Here is a 22,394-nt window from a genome sequence, read left to right as displayed (position 1 = left end):
CTAGCGAGGTTGCGTGAGGACGTCGAGAAAGGCCGGTTCGCCCGCCTTCACTCGCTGCATCGCGCGCGCGAGAGCCGGTCCGAGATCGGCCGGGTTCGAGATCGGTCCCTCGGCCCACATGCCCATGCTTCTGGCGAGCCCGGCATAGTCGATCGGCGGATCGTTGATGAGCGTGCCCGCCGTGCCGTTTTCAGGTTTTCGGTCGCGCCAGTTGGCCATGCGCTGAATGTGCATCGATTCCTGGTGGTAGGCGCGGTTGTTATGCATCACGGTGAGCAAGGGAATCTTGTGATGCGCAGCGGTCCACAACACACCGGGCAGCACCATTAGATCGCCGTCGGTCTGGATATTGACCGGAATGCGTCCCGCATCCCGATGCGCGATCGCCGCGCCAACGGCGGCCGGCGCGCCGTAACCGACGCCGTAGCCGCCTTCGCCGCCGATGTACTGCCAGGTCTTGTCGAAATCCCACAACCGCTGCGGCCACTGGCTGATGAACAACGACGACGACACCAGTGCCCAATTTTCATGTCGGATCACGTTCCAGACTTCTTGCGAGAGTCTTGCCGTGCTGATCGGACTCGCATCCCAGGCGCGCGTCGCGTCGTGTCGCGCGGTCTCGCGCATCAGCGTATGAGCCTGACGTAGTGCGGGTGCACGCTTTCTCATCGTCTCGCGCTGGGGATCCGTACACACCGCGTTCACCGCTTCGAGCAACGGCGCGAGCGAGGCCTGCGCATCTCCGCCGATTGCAAGCGTGGGCGCGATGAACCGCTCCGCGTCCTGCATGTTCGACTTCGAATAGAGATAGGACGTCGACACACTCACGAGATCGACATCGGGTTTCGTAAACTTTTTGGTCGGTCGCCCGATGACGTCCGCTACCGTTCCCGTCAACCCCCAAAGATCCGATACTTCGAGGGCAAGAATGACATCGGCGCGCGATATCAATTCGGTCTTGAGATAGGTTTGATTTAGGAAATGCCCGGTCGGGAAATTCAGCCGTCCGAGCAGGTCGACGACCGGCGCGTTCACCGCTTCCGCAAGCGCCACCAACGCATCCATGCCAGCCTGCGAACGGATCGCGCGGTCCGCGACGATGACCGGATTCGTCGCGCCGCAAAGCATGCGTGCGGTCTCTTCCAGCGCAGCCCGGCCCGCAACGGGCGGCGAGACCGGACGAAACGGCGGCACCGAAATCTCCCTCGGGTTCTCGATCGGGCGCTCCTGCAGCTCGCCGTCCGCGACAAGAAGCACCGGCTCCATCGGCGGCGTAATAGAAAGCGTGTAAGCGCGGACGAACGACTCCGCATAGTGCTGAAGCGAAACAGGCGCGTCGTCGTACTTGGTGAAGTCGCGCACCAGCGCGCCAAGATCCAGCGCGGTGTGATACCACTCGACGCCGGGACGGCGCTTCGTCGCATCCGCGATGTTTCCCGCGATGACGATCATCGGCACGCGGTCGCACCAGGCGTTGAAGATCGCCATCGAGGCGTGTTGAAGCCCCACGGTGCTGTGGACGAGACAGGCCATCGGCTTGCCTGCGACCTTCGCATAGCCATGCGCGATCGCCGCCGACGCCTCTTCGTGCGTGCAGACGACGAGCGCCGGGTGCTGGTCTCCCGCATAACTCACGATCGACTCATGGATGCCGCGAAACGTGGAGCCTGGCATGGCGGCGACATAGTCGATGCCTGCCATGCGCAGCAGATCCACCATGAAGTCGGAGCCCGGATTGCCGATGTGTGCCGCGTCTGCTGAAGGCGCTTCCTGAAGCGACGGCACCTGCGTCTCGGCGGCAATCAGACGCGCGCCGGGCTTAGCGACCGACTGCGCCTTGTTGACAGGCTGCGCCACGCCTGCATTCGGCTTCAAGAGCGCGGTAGATGCTCCGGCGGCGATCGCTTCCTTGAGGAAGGTTCTTCGAGCCGTCATGGTGTCTCCTCCTGGTCAGTCTCTGTTGTTGTGGCCGACGCCAAGGATGGATCGCGGGCCCCATGCGGAGCCAAAGGTAAGGTTTTCAGTTCCATTGATCAAGATTGATTGTTAGATCAACGCGCGATGCGCAATCCCACCGAACTGATGGACACGACGACGGCTTCGCCGTAGAGTTCTATTGATCAATATCGACAGCCAATCAACATGTCCGACGTCATCACGAACGGTCCCGCACGGCGGGCAACTAAAGACGAACACGCGGCGGCGAAGTCCGACCACACGGACTACGTGACCGCTGCCGAAGCAATGAAGATCCTGAACGTCCGGCAACAGACGCTGTATGCCTACGTGAGCCGCGGTTTGATCCGCAGCATCGGACAAGCGGGACACAAGGGCCGCCTCTACTGGCGCGATGACCTCAGGCGTCTCGAATCGCGTTCGCTCGCGCGGCATGGGCACGGCGCGGTCGCTGCATCCGCTATGAATTTTGGCGAGCCGATCATCCCAACCTCGGTGACCGAGATCACGCCTGACGGACCACGCTATCGAGGCAGGCTCGCGACCGACCTTGCGCGTGCACGCCTTCCATTCGAGGCCGTCGCGCAGTTGCTATGGACCGGAATGCTCAACGACACTAACGTCGAACTCGAATGGCCGAAGCGCAAACCATGGCATGAACTCAACACGCTCATTGAAGCATCGTGGCGCATGCAGCCCGGCAATTTGCTCGACGTTTTCTCCATCGTTACGCTGCACCTCGGCATGCAGCCGTCACAGCGCCGTGGAAGGACGGCGACGGCCGAGCCGGCCGACCTCGACATGGCGTCCGCCGGGATCGATATCATCCAGATGCTGGTCGGATGTTGCGGACTGATGTCGCCACGCAGCCACTTCAAGTCGATGGAGACTGGTCAGTCGGTGGCACAGGGCATCCTGTCCTCGCTTGCCGTCGAATCAACCGAAATTAATCGCGAGTCGATGGAAGCTTTGCTGATCCTGCTCGCCGATCACGAACTCTCGCCCGCGACGGTCGCCGCCCGCGTGTCGGCATCGACGGGCTGCACGCTGCATCGTTGTGTCGTATCCGGTATCGCTGCGAGCACGGGTTCGCTGACCGGCCAGTTGTACGACCGCGTCGAGGAATTCTTTGACAGCGCTAGCACGATGCAGGCATTGATGCGCCGCGCCAATACACTGCTTGAACGCGGCGTCGCGGTTCCCGGTTTCGGGCATCCAATCTATCCGAGGGGCGATCCGCGAGCCCGCTACATGCTCGATCTCGCCCGCCGACGGAGCGACAACAGCCGCCAGATGAACGCGATCTATCAGTTCGTCGATCAAATAGCGAAGGAGCACGGCTTACTTCCGCGTCAGGAGCTCGGAACCGTGGTGCTTACGCGCGCCATAGGTCTGCCGCGACGCACGAGCGGCGCGATTTCCGCGCTCGCGCGCGTGGCCGGATGGCTCGCCCATGTGCAGGAACAGCGCATGTATGGAAGCGTTCTCCGTCCGCGTGCGCAGTTCATCGGCTCATCTGCTTCCAAAGGCAAGTGAGCCGGCCGTGAACGTCTTGGTCAGAACAGGTGTCGAATACCGAACGACACTTCCACCTGGGACTTCGTGCTCGACGGCTGCATGAAGAAGATGGCAGCGTTGCTGGCCGAACCGACCGCACGTTGATAGATCGCGAAGGCATACAGGTCAGTGCGCTTCGATAGCAGATAGTCGATGCCCAGATCGACCTGATGCCACTTCGGTGACTGATTCAATTCCTCATAGCGACCGAAAGTGAACATGTAGCCCAGGCCGGTGTAAAAATCCGGCGTGATGTGCCAGGTACCGTTCAATTCAGCATTGTCGAGCCGTAGATGGCTACCGTCGAAATAGCGGTATTTGGCGTGCGAGTACACGAGATTGTCCTGCGTCGGCCCGATGGCATACGACGCCGTCGCGGCGATCACCTGCTGCTCATCCACCAGCGCGGTTCGCGGGCCCAGTGCGCTGGTCTTGAACAGACTGAACGGTGCGGGATAATCGCTGCCGGCGGCGCCGTTGGGATTGTCAGCCGCATTCGGATGGTTCATCTGCAGATAGCCGACCGCGAGCTTCAGACTGCCGTTGCGGTATGCCGCCGTCGCGCTGTAGGCGCGATTATTTGCGAAGTCGCCGGCAGCGTTGCTCATCGCGTACATGGCAGCGAAGCTAAAGCCGCCCCAGCTCGGGCTCGTGTACTTGACTGAGTTCTGGAAGCGCACGGTGCCGAACAGGTTGTCATTATCTGATACATGCGCGCCATTGCCGCCGAAGAGTTTGGCCGCGCCCGTATCGGCCATGAAATCGTAATTGGTGTCGTACTGGCGACCCAGGGTCAGTGTCCCGTATCGTCTGGTCGCAAGACCCACGAACGCCTGCCGTCCGAACATGCGCCCGCCTTGCCCCAGCGCGCCGGTGTTGCCGTCGAAGCCATTCTCCAAGGTGAAGATGGCCGACATGCCTCCGCCGAGATCTTCGCGCCCCTTCAGACCGAAACGATTACCCTGAATGAGGCCGCTTGCGGATTCGAACAAATGACTGCCCTTTACGTTGTTCACATACGCGGGGCCTGTACCGATGAGGCCGTAGAGCGTCACGCTGCTGTCCGCGTGTGCGGCGCCGGCGCCGAGCGCGAGCATGCCGAGGAGAAGCCTGTTCTTCTTCATGATGTGTTGTTCGAGATGTTGGAGACGAACGAAAGCAGCGTCCGGTGCGCCTCCAGCGAGGCGCACGACGCTCGTCCAATGGATACGTGAGAACTGAGGGGTTGCTAGACGGTGATGTCGTCGTGCCGCGTTTCGCGCACGCGCAGCACCACACACAGCGCGACGAAGGCGAGGCACAGATAGTAGAGACCGATACCGGAGGGGTCGCCGTGATTGCGCGCCGCGAGCGAGGCCGCGATCATAGGCGCGACTCCGCCGCCGAGCACCGTGCCGAACGCCTTGCCCATCGAGAAGCCGGTGAAGCGCACTCGCGTGGGAAACAGTTCGCCGTAGAAGCTGCCGAACATGGCGTACATCGGTGCATGAATCACGCCGACGGCGGCCACGACCGCCAGCACTACGACCATTGGCGAGCGGCCGTCGAGCATCGTAAAGAAGAAGTTCAGGTAGATCGCCGACGCCACGATGCCCAGCAAATACACGCCCTTGCGCCCGAGGCGGTCCGACAGCGCGCCGTAGAGCGGCACCGATACCAAGGCGAAAGCGTTCGCGCAGGCGATCGCGCCGATCGCGACGGAGCCGGGCATATGGAGCGTCTTCGTTACGTACGAGATAGAATAGACACCCGTCAAATAGTAGAACGTGCTCTCCATGATGCTGACCACGAGCACGACGAAAACAGGCCACTTGTAGCTGCGCAAGGTCTCCCACGCCGGGATGCGGGTGAGGTCGTGCTGACTCTGCTGCTTGCGGAACGCGACTGTTTCCTCGACTCGCAGACGAATATACAGGCCGATTACCACCAGTACGGCGCTCACCAGGAACGGCACCCGCCAGCCCCAGGCAAGCAAGGCTTCGTGCGGCAGACGCGATACGACGAATACCGCGAGCGAGGCCAGCAGCACGCCCAGCGGTCCTGCCGCCTGAAGCGCTGCCCCAAGCAGGCCCCGGCGACGCTGTTGCGCGCTCTCCAGCACCATCAGGCTGGCAGCCGCCGACTCACCCCCGAGTGCAAAGCCCTGGACGAAACGCAGCGCGACGAGCAGACAGGTCGCGGTCATGCCGATTTGCGCGACGCTTGGCAAGAGCCCGATGGCCGCCGTACCGATACCCATCATCAGCAGGGTTACCAGCATCATCGACTTGCGGCCGATCTTGTCGCCGAAGTGACCGAACACAAGTCCGCCGAGAGGCCGACTTGCATAGCCGACGGCGAACGTCGCGTACACGGCGATAGTGCCGCTGAGCGCGTTCAACTTTGGGAAGAACAACTCTTCGAAGACGAGCGGCGCGATGAAGCCGTAGAGAAAAAAGTCGTACCACTCGACCATCGTGCCGAGAAAGCTGGCAAAGAATAGTCGTCGTGATCCCGATTCCGTTGCGCTCGCGCCGGGAGCTGATCCCGTGCTCGCGACTGCGTCGTGCCACTCCTGCGAGCTTTCAAAAGCTTTCACGCCTGTCTCCTTTTTCGGCATGGACGGTCAGCCGGACCCCGGTACCACCACGCTCTGATGTGCTCTGTCGATGTAAATGCAAAAGCCCGATGCCTGAGGCGCCTCTAATTATTCGCACCTCCATTCTTTGCCCCGCCGACCGTCCGCTGCAGAAGGCTTTTGAGACTTACGTCCTTCGCGGCGAGCGTCTCTCGATCGACACGCACGCCCTTCTGCCATATGCGGCGCAGTACCGGCATGTCTGCCGCAGCGTTGATGCAGACCGCCGCGACAATTCGCGCGGGTTCGTCGGTTGCGCACTCCTCCAGCCAGACCAGCGTCACCTTGCCGTCGCCTTCTCTTACGACCGGTGTGGCGGTCGCATTCGGGAACCCGAGGATCTGCACATTCACGTCGCCCTGATCGGACCAGAACCAGGGCAGCGAATGCGCCACCGCCTGCTTGCCGAGGATGGCCCTGGCACATGCCGCGCCCTGTTGCTCCGCGTTGTCCCACGATTCCAGGCGCCGCATTCCGACCGGTCCGAACGGATGCTCGAACGACGCCACATCCCCGCACGCGAAGACATATGGATCGACCGTGCGGCCTTCGACGTCGCACAGCACGCCGCCCGCGCAAGGGAGGCCTGCTTCAGCCGCGAGTTCGTCGTTCGCTACCATGCCCACGCCCGCGACAACGAGGTCGAATTCCTCGCGAACGCCCGATAGCGAAGCGGCATAACGTTCGCCGGGCAGCTTCGACAGTCGCTCGATGCCGGCACCCAGGCGCACGTCGACGCCAAGCGAGCGGTGAATCTTGAGCAGATGCTGACCCACGATCGCCGGCACGGTCCGTTCGCATAACCGCTCGGCCGCTTCGACCAGGACCACGTCGACGCCGAGCTTTCGGGCGCTACATGCGGTTTCGAGTCCGATCCATCCACCTCCGATCACCAGCAGCCGCTTGCCTGCTATCAACCCGCGGCGGATATGCAAAGCGTCGTCGATGGTGCGCAGATAGGCGATATCGGCACTCGCGTCGCCAGGCACCGCGAGCCGCCGCGCGCGGCCCCCGGTTGCGATCACGAGGCGATCGAAGTGAATCTGCGTTCCATCGTCGACGTGCACGGTACGCGACGGACGGTCGATGCGGGTCACGTGCGTACCGGTGCGTAAATCGACGTCAAACTGCTCCGGTTGCGACCGATCAAGCAGAGCCGCAACTTCCGGCGCGTTCTCGGCGCTCAGCCATGCTTTTGACAAGGGTGGCCGCTCGTACGGCCCTACGCGCTCCTCGCCTAGCATGATGATCCCGCCCTGATGTCCTTCCGCACGCAGTGTCCTAGCGACCGCGGCAGCGGCTTGCCCCGCTCCGACGATCACCACGCGCGAGTACAGCGGATCGGTTTGGTGGTTCGTCATATCGGCGACTCGTCATTGTTCGTTGAGGAAGCCACGCTTAGCGGCAAGCGCCGCCGCGGTCCTCAATGCCGCGGCCATGCTGCGATGCTGCGCCAGATTCTTTCCCGCGATATCCATGGCGGTCCCATGAGGGACGGTCGCGCGCACATAAGGAACCCCCAGATAAAGCGTGCACGCCCCTTCGAAAGCCGCCGATTTGAGCGCGATCTGCCCTTGATCGTGATACATGCTGACAACCACGTCATAGCGCCCGTCCAGTCCGTGGCGAAATACGGAGTCGGGCGAAACAGGACCCCGCACATCGATGCCCTGCGCTCTGGCCTGCTCGACCGCAGGGCCGATGATCCGCTCCTCCTCCTCAAACATGGCGTGCGGATTGAGTCCCGCAACCGCGATGCGCGGCATCTCGATTCCCCAGTTCTTCAGACGCTCATTCACCAGCGTGACCAGGTTCAATACCGCATCGAAAGTTACCGTGGCAGGCACGTCGCGCAGCGGGATGTGCTCCGTCAGTGGCACCACGCGCAGTTTGCCGCTCATGCGAAACATGAAGGTATGGTCTGGCTGGAGATCGTCGATGCTCGCAACTTCGCCCGCGAGCTTGAGCGACATCGAATCGACTGGCCCCATGATCCATCCGCCGATGAGTCCGTTATGCGCGATCCGGTCGGCGAGCGTCATCCAGCGGACGACGGCTCGGCCCGCCGCGGCGGAAGGCTGGCCCGTTGCATACTCATGCGGCGCAAGATCGAGCGGATCCAGCACGACGATGCGCCCCGACGCGAAGGCGCGCTCCTCGAACGACTGAATTACTTCCGTTTCGTCGCCAAGAGGCACCGCTCGCGCGGCAGCCGTGATCGACCCGATATCGCCGATCAGCATCGGCCGACACACCGCGCGCACCGACGCGTCCACCGCTGCCTTGACCGCCACCTCCGGACCGATACCTGCCGGGTCGCCGACCATCACCGCGATGATCGGCAGCGAAGTCCCAGGCGTTGTCGTCTCGTTCATTTCTGCGCCCTTTCAGTCATCGTCATTCGGCGAGTCGCGCGAGCACAACGCCCTCGCGCACCGTGGCCGCATAACTGCGTATCGGTTTGCTGCACGGTGCCGCGCGGACTTCGCCCGTGCGAATATCGAACTCGCCTTGATGCAGGCCGCAAACGATCGAGAAACCGTCGAGCATGCCGGTCAGTACGAGTGATGCATCGCCGTGCGTGCAGGTGTCGTCCGTCACGAAGGCGAGATCGTCCACACGCCATACCGCGAGCATCCTCTCGCCGATCTTTATTTGAAGACCGTCGCCATCTGTCACGTCGTCGAGCTGGCAGAGCGGCGTCCATTCGCTTGCGTCGGTCGATGTTCCACTTTCCATCGCGTGTGCGTCCATGTCGGCTTCAAATCAGGAACGTGAGGTTGCTCATCGGCGTGTCGTTGTTCAGCAGAAAGACCTTTTTCTCGCGAATCAGCATCGCGCCTTCGTCGAGTGCCAACACATGGCGGCAGCGTCCGAACAGGGTCTCCTGACGATCGCTGCGTACCTCGCCAAGCACGAAGTTTGAATGCACGATCAACGCCTCCTTGTTCGCGCTTTCGATGGTCACGTTCGACACGACGCGCAGCAACCTCGAACGCGGACTCTGCGCGTGAGCATGACGGCCCTTGAGCCGATAGACGCGATCGTCGAGCTGCCGTCGGCTTTCGTAGATGAGCGAGATCGATTTGTCCGGTTCGAGGTCTTCGGTATTGCACGGGACCCAATAGAATCCGTCCGCGTGCCACAGTGCGAGCCACTCATCAAAGCGGTGCGCGTCCATCAAGGCGGCCTCGTGATAGAGGAACTGCGAAGCCTGCTCGATCGGCGAAACACCCGCCTCCGATGACAGCCATTGAGGATGAACGGCGTTATTCAAGTTCGGCTCCCTCGGTCATGAGTTCCAGCCAGTAGCGCATCTGGCCGCGTTGCGGTACTTCATCTGAGATGTGCCCGGTGATGGTTCCGTCGGGATGGGCCTGCTCGCGAGTCATGCCGCGGGAAATGTCGATCCACGGATTGACCTGCGCGTTCATCCCGCGCTGCGCCCGCTCGAAGATTTCAGCGTCGTCAGGCGAGCCTGCGCCCGCCGGGCCGTAGAAGGACTCGTGCTGCCGCAGGCGCATTGTGTTGATGGCGTCGTCCACGCCGTCGAACAGCACGGGGAACATCAGCACCTCGGTGCGTCCCGGTTCCAACGGCACCATGATGCGGACCTGGTTATTGATGATCTGCATGTTCGGAAACACGCCGATATGCGGATCGCCGGCGATCGCAACAAGCAGCTTCGATTGCTCGGCACCGTCGCGCGCTGCAAGCGCCTCGATATATTCCGCACCGCCCTGTACGCCCTTGAGGTACGTTTCATAGTCGGCGTAGTGCTCGACGCGGTGTTCGCGCATGTCGAGCATGGCGTGGCCGTGCCCCAGATCGCGCGTGTAGGTTTTCGCCTTTCCGTCGAACGGGTCGGCACGATGCGTGGCGCCGATGCCGCTGTCCGCCTGACGCTGCCACATCGACACGACCGACGCGTGCACGTAATGCGGGTGATACCCGTCCATGCCGACCATCTTCCAGTTGCCGTTGTAGACAGTCTTGTGGACGCCCGCCGACAGCTTGATACGGCGCGTCGGCGACGCGTCGACCAACAGGTCGATCATCTGCGCAGCAGGGCCGAGATACTCCGCAAGCGAGCCGACCTTAGGCGACAGCGACGCGAACACGAAGTCCCGATAAATCTCGACGCGCGGCGCGCTGGTAAGCGAATACTCTTCCATCCGGAAGTCGTCGCCGTAGCCGGCCGGGTCCGTCACATTGATGAGCTTGCCGGTATTGTCGTAGGTCCAGCCGTGGAACCAGCAGCGAAAAAACTTTTCGCGTCCCGCTTCCTGCTCACACACTGCCGCGCCGCGATGCCGACAGCGGTTCATCAGCACACGTACGACGTCGTCATGACCGCGCACCATGATGACCGGCTGGCGTCCGAGACGGCGTACCCGATAGTCGCCTTTCTGCGGCACTTCGCTGGCGTGACCCACGTAGAGCCACGAACCATGAAAGATGCGCTCGATTTCCGCCTCGAAGATATCGGGCGAGGTATAGACGGCCGAGTGAACGCGACCGGGCTGCACCAGTTGGCGCAGCGTCGCGGCAACGACCGATTGCGCGTTACGCACGAAACGCACGGGGCTTCCGGCACTGCCGCCCTCGAAATGCGTACATCCTTGTTCCATGTTGCCTCCGGCTGATTCTTTAATCGGCGTTAATGGGTGCTCGCGTCGACGGCGGACTTCGACAGCAGATCGAGCGCTGCATCGACGATCATGTCCTCCTGACCACCGACCATTCGGCGCCGGCCCAACTCGACGAGAATGTCCACCGTCTTCAGGCCGTAGTGCTGCGCCGCGCGTTCCGCGTGCCGCAGGAAGCTCGAATAGACGCCTGCGTAACCGAGCGCTAGGGTTTCTCGATCCACGCGCACCGGCCGCTCCTGCAAGGGCCGCACGATGTCGTCGGCGGCATCCATCAGTCGATACAGGTCACAGTCATGCAGCCAGCCCAGCCGGTTCGCCGCTGCGATGAAGACTTCGAGCGGCGCGTTGCCCGCGCCAGCACCCATTCCCGCGAGACTGGCATCGACCCGGTTGCATCCCTCCTCGACGGCCACGATCGAGTTCGCGACACCGAGGCTCAGGTTGTGATGCGCGTGGATGCCGGTTTCGGTATTGGCGTGCAGCGCGTCCTTGAGCGCGCGAACGCGATCGCGCGTGTCGTTCATCGTCAGTGCGCCGCCAGAATCCACGACGTAGACGCAGGTTGCCCCGTAGCCTTCCATCAGGCGCGCCTGCTCCGCGAGTACCTGCGGCGACGCCATGTGGCTCATCATCAGAAAACCGACCGTATCCATGCCGAGGTTGCGAGCCGCCTCGATATGCTGTTTCGACACGTCCGCCTCCGTGCAATGCGTGGCGACGCGCACCACGCGCGCACCCGCATCGTAGGCCTCGCGTAAATCATGCACAGTGCCGATCCCTGGAAGCAGCAGGGTCGCCACACGCGCATGTTGGACGACTTCGGCGACAGCGGCGATCCATTCGGCATCGGTGTGCGCGCCGAAGCCATAGTTGAAGGAGGAGCCTTGCAGGCCGTCGCCGTGAGCCACCTCAATCGAATCGACGCGTGCTTCGTCGAGCGCGCGCGCGATGCGCCGCACCTGATCCAGGCTGTAGCGATGTCTAATCGCGTGCGCGCCGTCGCGCAATGTGACATCCGAGATATAGAGCTTCTGCTTCATTGGATCCCCGCGAAGGTGTCGTCGAACGCGCCTTGCCCCGAAGCGGTCTGCCGCGCCGCGATGGCCTCGGCCGCCGCGAGCGCCGCCGACGTCATAATGTCCAGATTGCCCGCGTAGGCGGGGAGATAGTGGGCCGCGCCTTCCACCTCCAGAAATACCGAGGTCTTGAGCCCGCTGCGCAGACCGAGCCCCGGCACTTCGACCGGACGGCTAGAAGGAATCCGCTCGAACTGCACGCGTTGCTTGAGCCTGTAGCCGGGCACGTATGCACGAACGGACTCGACCATGTCCACGATCGCCGTTTCGACGGCGCTTTCGTCAGCGTCTTCGGAAAGCGTGAAGACCGTATCGCGCATGAGCAAGGGTGGCTCGGCTGGGTTGAGCACGATGATCGCCTTGCCGCGTGCAGCGCCGCCCACCGTTTCCAGCGCACGCGACGTGGTTTCGGTGAACTCGTCGATGTTAGCGCGCGTTCCAGGTCCCGCCGAACGGCTCGAAATCGACGCGACGATCTCGGCGTAGTGAACATGCGCGACGCTCGACACCGCTGCGACGACCGGAATGGTCGCCTGACCGCCGCACGTCACCATGTTGAGGTTGTGGACGTCGCGATGCATGTCCAGGTTCACCACGGGCACACAATACGGTCCAATGGCGGCGGGCGTGAGATCGATCAAGCGAATGCTAGGTTTTGCAGCGCGCAGTAACGCGTCGTTGCGTACGTGCGCCGCCGCGGACGTGGCATCGAACACCATGTCGATATGGGCAAACTCCGGCATCGACAACAAGCCGTCCACGCCACTGTCGCAAGTTTGCAGGCCAAGCCGCCGTGCTCTCGCAAGGCCATCAGAAGCTGCATCGATTCCGACCATGATCGCGGCTTCCACATTGCGCCCATGACGCAATATCTTCACCAGCAGATCGGTACCGATGTTCCCGGAACCGATGATCGCCGCCTTGAGTGGCCTATTTGCCTCTTTCGAATCCATTGTCGTTTCCTCTGGTCCTGTTTGATTCGAACGCGTGAAGAGCACGCGTCATGCGAAAGCGACGTCGGCGTGACCCAGACCGTCGAACTCGACACGCATGTGGTCTCCCACGCGCGCCGGCACCATCGCCGAAAGCGCACCGGACAAGATGATCTCGCCCGCCCGCAACGGCATCCCGAACTCGCCGAGCTGATTGGCGAGCCAGACGACCGCATTGATCGGATGCCCCAAGGCGGCAGAACCTTGGCCGGTGCCGACGGTTTCGCCGTTGCGCGAGAATCTCATCGTGATTCCCGCGAGGTCGAGAGCGCGCGGATCGGCCCGCCCCTCGCCGATCACGAAGGCACCCGACGAGGCGTTGTCGGCGACCGTGTCCTGAATGCGGATCTTCCAGTCGCGGATGCGCGAGTCGACGATCTCGAAGCAAGGCATGACCCACTCGGTTGCGTCCAGCACGTCATGCGCGGTGAGCCCCGGCCCACTCAAATCCTTTGCCAGCAGAAACGCAATTTCCCCTTCGGCGCGCGGCGCAATGAATTGCGACAGCGGAATCGTCGCGCCGTTGGCGAACTGCATCCCCGAGGTGAGCTGCCCGAAATCCGGCTGCCGTACATCGAGCATGTTCATTACGGCTTCGCTCGTGATTCCGATCTTCTTGCCGACGATGCGCTCGCCTCGCTTCGCGAGTCGCGTGGCGATCATGCGGCGTTGAATCTCGTAGGCATCGGCTATGGTCATGCCAGGCTCTGTCATCGTGAGCGGCGCGATCGGCTCACAACCCTCAAGGGCATCGAACAGCGCGTGCGCAACCGTGCCGATCTGCATCGACTCCATGTCTTCTCCTGATCTTGATTGTCGGTTAGGCATGCGAACTGTTGAGCTCGAGGTCACCGGCGCTGAGGTAGTCCCACATTCGCTCGATGACGCGTCCCGCTGTCGTCGCACGTCGCGCCGCGTCTTCCGCACTCATCGCGGACGCGTTTTCAAGGCGCATTGCACGAATAGCGCATTCGACCCGCGCAGCATCTTCGAGGAACCAAGTAAAGGCAACCGCCTCTTCCAGGGTGGCGCCCACGACGACTGCACCGTTGCCGCGCATAACGACTGCCCGCGCGTGGCCAAGGGTTTCGGCCACGCCTTCGGCCTGCGGCGTGGAGCGGACCAGCTGCACGTCGTCCCAAAGCGGCGCAGACGGCGCGAAATAGGTGCCCGGCCCATGACGCGGAACCGGCGTGATGCCGGCGGTCGAGAGACTCATAACTGAAGGAGGCATGCTGCGCGCGACGGCGCCCACGTCATTCCTTCTCGCATAGATTTGTTGATGGATCCGGACTTCGCCCAGCACGCCATCGGGCAATTCGCCGCGGATCGGCACGACCACGCCGGCCTCGCGTTGGATTAATCCCGGCGGCATCGGCGCGCACACCAGCAGATAGTCGTGATTCAGACGTAGACTGCAGTGCCCGTAGGCATGGACCAGTCCCGCGCGCCCTAATGCGCGTGCCGCCATTCGCACGGTCGCCTGCTGCGCAGGAGACGCTTCGATCGCGCTCATGAGCCGAACTCCAGCACTTCGGGCTTCGAACCCCACATGCAGAAGGAACTTGGCTCGAACGGGAACTGTCGCGGAAGATGCGTGAGATGCTCTTCCTCGCTGAACACGCGAACGCCGCTCGAATACTCGTAGACCATGCCGTCGGGTCCCTCGAAGTACAGGAACATCGCGCCGGAGGTCGGATGTCGCCCCGGCCCGAAGCGAATTCGAATGTTCTTCTCCTTCAGGATGTACCAGGCCCGCATGATGTCGTCGATGCTCTCCACCTGGTGATTAATGTGCTGCACGCCTGCGTGCGGCGATGGCAACAGCGCGACCTTGTGATGCACAGGATCGATGCGCAGCAGGGCTGCATCGCCGATTCGATCGCTCACGCGGGCGCCGAGTACCTCGGTCCAGAACTTCTCGTCGCGCTTCGCGTCCGTGGTGCACAGGCCGATATGGCTGAAACCGGTGATACCCGCGTCGCGCGTACCGTAGTAGCGCTGTCCACGTTGATGCGGCGACACCACCAGATCAATATGGTTGCCACTGGGATCCGCAAAGCTGATGAAGTCACGCACGCAACGCTGCTCCGCCTCGTCCGCGCTGCCGCGCTTGAACGCGATACGCGCGTCGTCGAGCACTTTAGCCGCATGATCGAGCGCTTCAGGTGTTGGGACCTCGAAGCCACTGACCTGTCGAGCCGGATCCCCTTCCGAGAACACCAGTGTGTGGTCCCGGTCATCCGAGCGCAGATAGACGTTCCTCTCTCCACGCCGTGCAATCTGAAGACCCAAGACCTCGGTTGCGTAACGGGTCGCGCCTTCAAGATCGCGCGTGCCAAGACGCACGTATGACACATCCTTCAATTCGATCACGATGTCTCCTTTCGTCGGCTTGCTCATGTCCCGGCCGCGATCGCGGCGCGGAGCCGGTCATTTATAAGGGGTCACGAATCTTTCGATTCGTTGAAGAGAAACTCGACGACAAGCCGGTTGAAGCGCTCCGCCTGCTCGATCTGGGTCCAGTGACCGCAGCGGCCGAACATGTGCAGTTGCGAGTTTTCAATGTGCTCGTGTAACGCGAGGGAGGTGGCGGGCGGGATGACCTGATCGTCGCGGCCATGCACGATAAGCGTTTCATGTGGAAGCGCCTGGATGTCCGCAACGGGCGTCGCCATCGCTTCGACCCAGCGCTGGCGAGGGGCCGGGAACATCTGGGCGAAGGCTTCGCTGCAGCCGGGGCGAATGCTCGCCTCGTATCGCATGCTGGCGAGCGCCGGGGTGAGGCGGGACTGATCGAACGCGAAATACCGCATGATGCGTTGCATATTTTCGAGCGAGGGCGTGTAGCCCCAGACGGCGTCGAGACCTTCGGTGATCGGAAACGAGACACCAACGCTTCCCATGAGTACGAGCCGTTCGACCTGATCTGGCCGGCGCGCGGCCATGGCGAGCGCCAGCGCGCCGCCGAACGAATTGCCGATGACGCTGACCGACACTATGTCGAGTGCATCGAGGAAACCGAATACATGGTCGATCCATCGATCGAGTCCGTAAATGCCGTCATCGAACCGATCGGTGTAGCCGAAGCCGGCCATGTCAGGCGCAAGCACCCGGCCATACTGGGCGAGCGCCGGGATGGTGCCTCGCCAGTTGGCCCACGCGGTTACGCCGGGTCCGGAGCCATGGATCAGTAGAACCGGTTTGCCGCTTCCAATGTCATGATAATTCGTCCGGATTCCTCGCGCGAGGATGGACTGTCCGATTTCAGGGTTGTCGCTCACGTTCTCGTCTCCACTGGCTCAGTCTTTTATAGTGCTGTTGAGACGACTATATGGCGCTTCTCGGCGTTGATCAATCTTGAATGTCTGATCAACATGCGGCGCTGGGAGTGCGATATCTTGATGGTGAAGGACGCGCACGGATGACTATTAACGGTGGGAATGGACAGCATATGCTCGTGATGCGTGCGTTCCACGCGGTCGTGCCGCGATTGACGGCGAGTTCGGCGGGGGTCACTCATCGGCTCCATCGTTTGCGAGGTACATAGTGCCGAACGCATATCGCCAGACGTTGCGAAGCGACTGCTCGCCGTGCCTGCGACCTACAGGTCGTCCTTTCTGTTCTGTAGTTCGATCGGGACCTGCTGCGCTGCCGGGATCATCGGGACAACGGCCCACAGCAACGCGTCGGCACGAGTACGCGACTACATGTTCCGATAAGCCTTGCGCGCTCGTCGCGCCGTCAACGGCGTCCCGACACGTGCCTTCACGACCGAGCTCGTCGACGACCACGCTTTCAAGCGACGATCGCACGCCTCACGCTTAAAACTCTGAAACTGATGGCGGCGTTAAGGCTTTGAATTGACCTTTCGACGCCTCTTTTTCAGCGGCGGGCGCGTTCGGTTTGCGTCGGCATATTCGCGGATCATGTCCGTCAATGCGCGCAAGCCCGCCGGCACATGACGACGGCCCGGATAGTAGAGGCATAGTCCGTCGAGCGGCGGCGTCCAGTCTTCGAGCACGCGCACGAGGGCGCCTGCTTCGAGATCCGCGGCGACATTCCATTCGGTCAGGTAAGCGAGACCGATCCCCGCGCGCGCGGCGGTCAGCATCACGCCCGGTTCGTCGAGCGTCAGCGCGCCGTCGCCATCGATGCGTATGGATTCGCCATGCCGCTCGAATTCCCATTGATAGATCGACCCGCTCGGCATGCGGCTGCGAATGCAGCGATGCGTCGCGAGGTCGGCAGGCGTGCGTGGCGGCTTGTGCTGTTCGAAGTACGCGGGACTGCCGACGACGGCGAAGCGCTGGCGATCGCCGAACGGCACCGCGATCATGTCTTGCGGTACGGTTTCCAGCAGACGAATGCCCGCATCGAGACCTTCGACGACGATATCGATGAACCGGCCTTCGGTGACGATATCGAGCTTCATGTCCGGATAGCGCTTCAGGAACGCGATGAAAAGCGGCATCGCCTGATGCGCCGCGCCCACCGATGTATTGATACGCAACGTACCCGATGGCGTGTCGCGAAAGCTGCCGGCCTGTTCGAGCGCGTCGCGAATCGTCGAAAGCGCGGGCGCGATGTTCTGCACGAATTGCGCGCCGGCCTCGGAAAGCGACACGCTTCGGGTCGTGCGATTGAAGAGCCGCACGCCGATGCGAGCCTCCAACGCGGCGATCGCATGACTCAGCGCGGACGTCGATACGCTCAGTTCATTCGCCGCCGCGCGAAAACTGCGATGCCGCGCGACGGAAAGAACCGCTTCGAGTTCGGTAAGCCCCGATGTTTTCATTATGCTAAATCGCTCAATAGGTCATGCCGAATTGTACGGCTAGTCGAATCAATGCAAACGCCTTATCTTTGTGCTCAATACATCGACCGAACGAATTCATCATGCATGACATCGACCAGATTTACATCGACGGCGCGTTTGTCACGCCGCACGGCAACGAGCTTTTCGAACTCTTTAATCCCGCGACGGAAAAAGTTATCGGCCGCGTGCGCCTCGCTGACAAGGAGGATGCGCGCAGTGCAATTGCGGCGGCGAAGCGCGCATTTCCCGCATTCTCGCGGACGGACAAGCGCGAACGTATCGACATGCTGAAGCGCATGCACGCCGCCGTCATCGCGAAAGAGGATGAGCTTTTCGAGGCCATCGTCGAAGAATACGGCGCACCGGTTTCGCGCGGCCGCTGGATGGCGCGACATGCGAGCAACGTGCTGCTGGAAGCGGCAAAGGTGCTCGAAGACTATGCGTTCGTGCGTGACGCGGGTACGGCAAAAGTGGTGATGCAACCGCTCGGCGTTGCCGGGCTGATCACGCCGTGGAATAGCGACGCCGGCTTTATCTGCGGCAAGCTGGCGGCGGCGCTCGCGTCTGGTTGCACGGCGGTCATCAAACCGAGCGAAATGAGCGCGATGCAAACGCGCGTCGTCACCGAAGCGCTGCATGAGGCGGGACTTCCGGCAGGCGTGTTCAACATCGTCACGGGCCGAGGCGATATTGTGGGCGCGGAGATCAGCGCGCATCCCGATATCGCGAAGCTGTCGTTCACGGGATCGACGGTCGTCGGCAAGACGATCCTGCGCACAGCCGCCGATACGCTCAAGCGCGTGACGCTCGAACTCGGCGGCAAGTCGCCGACGATCGTGCTCGACGATGCGAACTTCGACGAAGCCGTGCCGCTCGCACTCGATGCGGGCTTCATGAACAGCGGTCAGGCATGCATCGCGGGCACGCGCATTCTGGTGCCGCGTGCACGGCTCGCGGAGTTCGAAGAGAAAATCGTGAGCGCCATCGAAAAGATTCGCTCGGGCGATCCGCGCGATCCGCATACGAGCATCGGCCCGATGGTGAGCCGCAAGCAATGGGAGCGCGTGCAGCGTTATATTCGTATTGGCATCGATGAGGGCGCGCGACTGATCGCGGGCGGCGAGGGGCGTCCGGATCACGTCGGCGCGGGCTGGTTCGTGCGTCCGACGCTCTTCAGCGACGTGACTAACGACATGACCATTGCGCGAGAGGAAATCTTCGGGCCTGTGCTGTCGATCATCGCGTACGGAGATATCGAAGATGCCATCGCGATCGCCAACGATACGCCTTATGGTTTGCAGGCGTACATCGCTTCATCGGACGACGCGCGCGCGAACGCAGTGGCGTCGCGCATCGACGCGGGGCGCGTGCTCGTCAACACGCTCGCGCATGAACCTGCTGCGCCGTTCGGTGGATTCAAGCAATCGGGCATCGGCCGCGAATACGGCACGTTCGGCATCGAAGCGTTCCTCGAACCGAAGTCACTGCTGGGCGTCCGTTAAGCCCGCGATTCAAGCCCACCCACTTCTCCGTGCGATTTCGCCGGGCTGCGGTGGCCGGCCTGTTAGCGCGACGCAGACGAATATGTGATCAGCGTCGAAATGTATGCACTCAATGCAGCATAGAATCAAATTGTTTGCATTATTCTGCGAACGCAAGTAATGTAAGTATCAACCGGACGTTGATCGCCGCCGGTCTTCGGCCGCGGCTTGTCTGGACGATGCGTTCGCTGCAATCATCGAGCGAGCCAGGCGGCATTGATTCGCTGAAAGCTTGGCTCCTCGGACTTCGGGTGGCACTTCCAGTCCTGGCCATCGTCGCCGACTGACGTTGTGGTTCGCAGGGAATCAATCCGGCTCTCGCCGGAATAGTCCGCAAGTGCCGATTGAAACATTGCTTCAGCTACTACGCGCTCGATGGTGACTACGACTGATCCTGTGTTGGTTGACCGTGCTGCCGCTTATGATTTTCTTTCGCCCCACTTCGAATTGCCCGTCCTGATCAAGGAGGTTTCGTGGAGATCCATCGCAGCGTCGATGGATAACCGCGGCGATCGAATAAACATTGCTTACTGGAAAGACGAGGCGCACGTCGAACGTCGGTATTCCGCCCCGACTCAGAGCTCGCACTACATCATTGAAGTGCTGCTGCGGGCAACCACCATTACGTGTTCCAAAAACGGAAGAAACCTGCGTAATGGCCCCGTTGCCTTTGGCGCCACGCAAGTAACCGCGCCGGAGGATCAGCTAGAGGCAAGCTTCACCCGGAGTGCCGAAGCTATTCACGTGTTTGTGCCTCGGTCGGTGGTTGCTTCGGTGCATCTCCAGTTGCACGGAAAGGCAGCTGCGCCGGATTATCGGCTTGTGGATCCGGGTTTTGCGGCCGATACGATGATGGGCAAGCTCGCGTGCATGCTGCTTGAGACCGAGGCTCTCAGGAACCCGTACGCACACGCTTTTTCTAACAGTCTCGCGATGGCCATTCTCACCCGCGCGATGGAGAATGGGTCGCAGCTTGACGAGAAGCCGAGGCAAGCGCTGCCTCCGTGGTGGCTCGAACGGACGATCGCGTATATGGAGAGCCGATTAGGCGAGCGGGTGACGCTCAGTGACATCGCTGACCTCGCCGGCCTCAGCCGAATGCATTTTGCGTCGCAGTTCAAGCGCTTGACAGGACTAAGCCCTCACACATACCTCACTGTCATGCGACTGGAAACCGCCAAGGGCCTGCTGGCGGAAAATCGTATGCCCATCGCTCAAATCGCGATATCTGTCGGCTTCAATTCGCAAGCACACTTCACGACCGTGTTTCGGAAAGTGACGGGCATGACGCCGCAACGATGGCGACTGAGCGCCGCTTCCACTGCCCAAGTCGAAGCTCCGTGACCAGCCGGTCGGTCCCCTCGACTGATGTTCGGTTTGCCCACGATGTGGAAACGACGCTTGTAGATCTCCGCGGCCGTTCTTCTTTTTTTGAAATTCATGCCCCACGCAGCGCGCGGGATTGAAAGACCGACAGCTTTTGTGTGTGAAAACATGCGAGGAGCGGCTCTTTCCAAACGCTGACCAGTCGCCACAGAGGGATGTCAGGAATGAATGATCGAGAAAACGACTTTCTTGTCTGGCAGGACACGCTCGAGCGGTTAAGACGGCTTCCCGAATGCGCGGGATTGAACGTGGTGACACCGCGCTATAAGTCACGGACCACTCAAGCGACAAGACGGTGGAAAGAGGCGGTCGCGCCAACGGCCGAGGGTCAGGCGAGGAATGACTGCGTTCGAATCCGCATCGCCGAGCTCAGCGCCCGAACGGCGACCCTGTCGTGGCATGACTCTACCGCTTGTCATTACGAGGATCAGAAATGGCGCAGAGGCAAAGCGCGGCGCGCCGGAATATGCTCTCTGTCGGGCAAGTCCGTCACGCGCGGCGCGGATGTCTTCCGCCCATCTCGGAGGGGCGTTGGCGGCCCGGTCAACTCCGACGCGATGATCTTGGCGAGCGCCCTCGCCGACCACGTTGAAGCAGGCGCATACAATGTCTTCGATTGGGCCGCCGCACCACGTGCCGGTCGGTGACTGCACAGACCAGCATGGATTGCGCACTTGTTGCCCCGAGCTGGCACTTGGCCACATGGCATCGCTGTACTTGCTTTAGCGCCGAATGACTCTGTGACAGTGAAGCCTGCCCTATCCGCCTTTCGTCGGCCGTCCGCCGTTCTGAACGTTCGGCTCACAGGACGGATTAACGACTTCCGGATCAAGGAAGCGATCGGAATTTTTCTGACCGTACGGACGCATCCGGACAACCACCGCCAGTCTCGGCGAACTTGGGCTCTGACAAGATACGGCCAGAAAGTCCAAGCCACTTCATCGTTAATAGGAGCCTACGCACACAGATCAAAAAGCATGGCGCATGAACGGACTGAAGCTCGGCGCGTCGGGCTTCAGTTGACCCAGCGCATCCCAGTCTTGCCAGCCGTTGAACCGAAGCGGCGTCATATGGTCGATCTTCGCAATATGCGCCCGCAAATCCGCCTTGTAGCGCTCGAGACGCGGCGCATCGGCTGTTATACCCGCGTAGCGTATAGACGCTGAGATCCCGAAGGTCGCAAAATATGGCAGCACTGTGTACCCCATGTAGTGCAATGTGAAGTGCAGCGGCCAGAGAATAAGATCGAGGTCGCCGTTGCGTCCGTTGTGGCTGAAGGTCGACTCCGGGCCGCCCGCGGTCACGGATACCAGCGCGCGGCGTCCGACAAAGAAGCCCTCGTCGTAGCGTCGCCTGCTCGTGAAAAGCCCATACACGAATACGCGATCCAGCCATCCCTTAAGCATCGCTGGCATCGAGAACCACCAGATCGGAAACTGGAAGACGACGAGGTCCGCTTCCAGCAGCTTGGCGATTTCCGCGCGTATGTCCTCACTCATCAGTTGCTCGTCGAAGGCATGGCGCTGTTCTGTCTGCACATCGAAGACATCCGGCCGCGCGCGATGCTCGAAATGTGTGGGTCCTTCGACCGGATCGAAGCCCATCGCGTACAGATCGGAAACATGAACGTCGGCTCCTTGTTCGCGAAGCGCCGCGACGATAGTTTCCTTAAGTTGCCCGTTGAACGATTGTGCTTCCGGGTGGGCGAAAACGACCAGGGCTTTCATCTGTTCCCCTCGATATCAATTCTTTTATGACGCTCGGCTGTCGCCCCGACGCCGCCGCGATTTGCCGGAAC

Annotated in this window: 20 protein-coding genes; 4 read left to right on the top strand and 16 right to left on the bottom strand. The window is 61.6% G+C overall.

Annotated features, from left to right (window positions below):
- Positions 1 to 1,935 (bottom strand): thiamine pyrophosphate-binding protein, encoded by a 1,935-nt coding sequence (locus AWB70_RS21445; RefSeq protein ID WP_053572542.1) that lies wholly within the window; start codon positions 1,933 to 1,935, stop codon positions 1 to 3.
- 207 nt (positions 1,936 to 2,142) lie between these two features.
- Here AWB70_RS21445 and AWB70_RS21440 point away from each other — a divergent pair, with 207 nt between their 5' ends.
- Positions 2,143 to 3,492: a citrate synthase gene (locus AWB70_RS21440; RefSeq protein ID WP_053572541.1), complete on the top strand. Its 1,350-nt coding sequence runs from the start codon at positions 2,143 to 2,145 to the stop codon at positions 3,490 to 3,492.
- A 20-nt stretch (positions 3,493 to 3,512) separates the two neighbouring features.
- On the opposite strand, the gene AWB70_RS21435 is transcribed toward AWB70_RS21440, so the two are convergent.
- From AWB70_RS21435 to AWB70_RS21370, 14 genes are all read right to left on the bottom strand, one after another.
- Entirely contained in the window at positions 3,513 to 4,637 is a 1,125-nt protein-coding gene (locus tag AWB70_RS21435) for a porin (protein ID WP_053572540.1), read from the bottom strand.
- Between the two features lie 104 nt (positions 4,638 to 4,741).
- The gene (locus AWB70_RS21430) at positions 4,742 to 6,112 is read right to left on the bottom strand and encodes an MHS family MFS transporter (RefSeq protein ID WP_053572539.1); all 1,371 of its coding nucleotides are present in this window, start codon (positions 6,110 to 6,112) and stop codon (positions 4,742 to 4,744) included.
- Between the two features lie 83 nt (positions 6,113 to 6,195).
- Positions 6,196 to 7,491, bottom strand: coding sequence for an NAD(P)/FAD-dependent oxidoreductase (locus tag AWB70_RS21425; RefSeq protein ID WP_053572538.1), 1,296 nt, complete (start codon positions 7,489 to 7,491; stop codon positions 6,196 to 6,198).
- 12 nt (positions 7,492 to 7,503) lie between these two features.
- The gene (locus AWB70_RS21420) at positions 7,504 to 8,505 is read right to left on the bottom strand and encodes a PdxA family dehydrogenase (RefSeq protein ID WP_053572537.1); all 1,002 of its coding nucleotides are present in this window, start codon (positions 8,503 to 8,505) and stop codon (positions 7,504 to 7,506) included.
- Positions 8,506 to 8,527: 22 nt separating this feature from the next.
- Positions 8,528 to 8,869, bottom strand: coding sequence for a non-heme iron oxygenase ferredoxin subunit (locus AWB70_RS21415; protein WP_053572610.1), 342 nt, complete (start codon positions 8,867 to 8,869; stop codon positions 8,528 to 8,530).
- A gap of 22 nt (positions 8,870 to 8,891) precedes the next feature.
- Positions 8,892 to 9,407: an aromatic-ring-hydroxylating dioxygenase subunit beta gene (locus AWB70_RS21410; protein ID WP_053572536.1), complete on the bottom strand. Its 516-nt coding sequence runs from the start codon at positions 9,405 to 9,407 to the stop codon at positions 8,892 to 8,894.
- Positions 9,400 to 10,761, bottom strand: a complete 1,362-nt coding sequence (locus tag AWB70_RS21405) for an aromatic ring-hydroxylating oxygenase subunit alpha (RefSeq protein ID WP_053572535.1) — start codon at positions 10,759 to 10,761, stop codon at positions 9,400 to 9,402. Before AWB70_RS21405 ends, AWB70_RS21410 begins: the two co-directional genes overlap by 8 nt.
- Before the next feature lie 29 nt (positions 10,762 to 10,790).
- Positions 10,791 to 11,822, bottom strand: a complete 1,032-nt coding sequence (dmpG, locus tag AWB70_RS21400; protein ID WP_053572534.1) for a 4-hydroxy-2-oxovalerate aldolase — start codon at positions 11,820 to 11,822, stop codon at positions 10,791 to 10,793.
- Entirely contained in the window at positions 11,819 to 12,811 is a 993-nt protein-coding gene (locus tag AWB70_RS21395; RefSeq protein ID WP_053572533.1) for an acetaldehyde dehydrogenase (acetylating), read from the bottom strand. Before AWB70_RS21395 ends, dmpG begins: the two co-directional genes overlap by 4 nt.
- A gap of 48 nt (positions 12,812 to 12,859) precedes the next feature.
- Complete coding sequence (locus AWB70_RS21390; RefSeq protein WP_053572532.1) at positions 12,860 to 13,645, bottom strand: fumarylacetoacetate hydrolase family protein; 786 nt, start codon at positions 13,643 to 13,645, stop codon at positions 12,860 to 12,862.
- A gap of 25 nt (positions 13,646 to 13,670) precedes the next feature.
- The gene (locus tag AWB70_RS21385; RefSeq protein WP_053572531.1) at positions 13,671 to 14,366 is read right to left on the bottom strand and encodes a class II aldolase/adducin family protein; all 696 of its coding nucleotides are present in this window, start codon (positions 14,364 to 14,366) and stop codon (positions 13,671 to 13,673) included.
- On the bottom strand, positions 14,363 to 15,253 hold the full coding sequence (locus tag AWB70_RS21380; protein ID WP_200826428.1) for a VOC family protein: 891 nt from the start codon (positions 15,251 to 15,253) through the stop codon (positions 14,363 to 14,365). The genes AWB70_RS21385 and AWB70_RS21380 overlap by 4 nt, the downstream gene beginning before the upstream one ends.
- A gap of 44 nt (positions 15,254 to 15,297) precedes the next feature.
- A complete protein-coding gene (locus tag AWB70_RS21375) occupies positions 15,298 to 16,134 on the bottom strand; it encodes an alpha/beta fold hydrolase (protein ID WP_053572530.1) in 837 nt (278 codons plus the stop codon).
- A gap of 566 nt (positions 16,135 to 16,700) precedes the next feature.
- Complete coding sequence (locus tag AWB70_RS21370) at positions 16,701 to 17,648, bottom strand: LysR family transcriptional regulator (RefSeq protein ID WP_053572529.1); 948 nt, start codon at positions 17,646 to 17,648, stop codon at positions 16,701 to 16,703.
- 101 nt (positions 17,649 to 17,749) lie between these two features.
- Between AWB70_RS21370 and AWB70_RS21365 the strand changes: the two genes are divergently transcribed.
- The 3 genes from AWB70_RS21365 to AWB70_RS21355 all read left to right on the top strand — a co-directional run bounded on the left by AWB70_RS21365 (position 17,750) and on the right by AWB70_RS21355 (position 21,243).
- On the top strand, positions 17,750 to 19,171 hold the full coding sequence (locus tag AWB70_RS21365; RefSeq protein WP_053572528.1) for an aldehyde dehydrogenase family protein: 1,422 nt from the start codon (positions 17,750 to 17,752) through the stop codon (positions 19,169 to 19,171).
- 414 nt (positions 19,172 to 19,585) lie between these two features.
- Positions 19,586 to 20,554: a helix-turn-helix domain-containing protein gene (locus AWB70_RS21360; RefSeq protein WP_063177203.1), complete on the top strand. Its 969-nt coding sequence runs from the start codon at positions 19,586 to 19,588 to the stop codon at positions 20,552 to 20,554.
- Between the two features lie 197 nt (positions 20,555 to 20,751).
- The gene (locus tag AWB70_RS21355) at positions 20,752 to 21,243 is read left to right on the top strand and encodes a DUF3331 domain-containing protein (protein WP_321167030.1); all 492 of its coding nucleotides are present in this window, start codon (positions 20,752 to 20,754) and stop codon (positions 21,241 to 21,243) included.
- A gap of 321 nt (positions 21,244 to 21,564) precedes the next feature.
- On the opposite strand, the gene AWB70_RS21350 is transcribed toward AWB70_RS21355, so the two are convergent.
- Complete coding sequence (locus AWB70_RS21350; protein ID WP_053572527.1) at positions 21,565 to 22,323, bottom strand: NAD(P)H-dependent oxidoreductase; 759 nt, start codon at positions 22,321 to 22,323, stop codon at positions 21,565 to 21,567.
- Positions 22,324 to 22,394 lie beyond the last annotated feature (71 nt).

Source organism: Caballeronia cordobensis (genome assembly GCF_001544575.2).
GTDB lineage: Bacteria > Pseudomonadota > Gammaproteobacteria > Burkholderiales > Burkholderiaceae > Caballeronia > Caballeronia cordobensis.
This window is presented reverse-complemented; position numbering and strand designations above follow the sequence as displayed.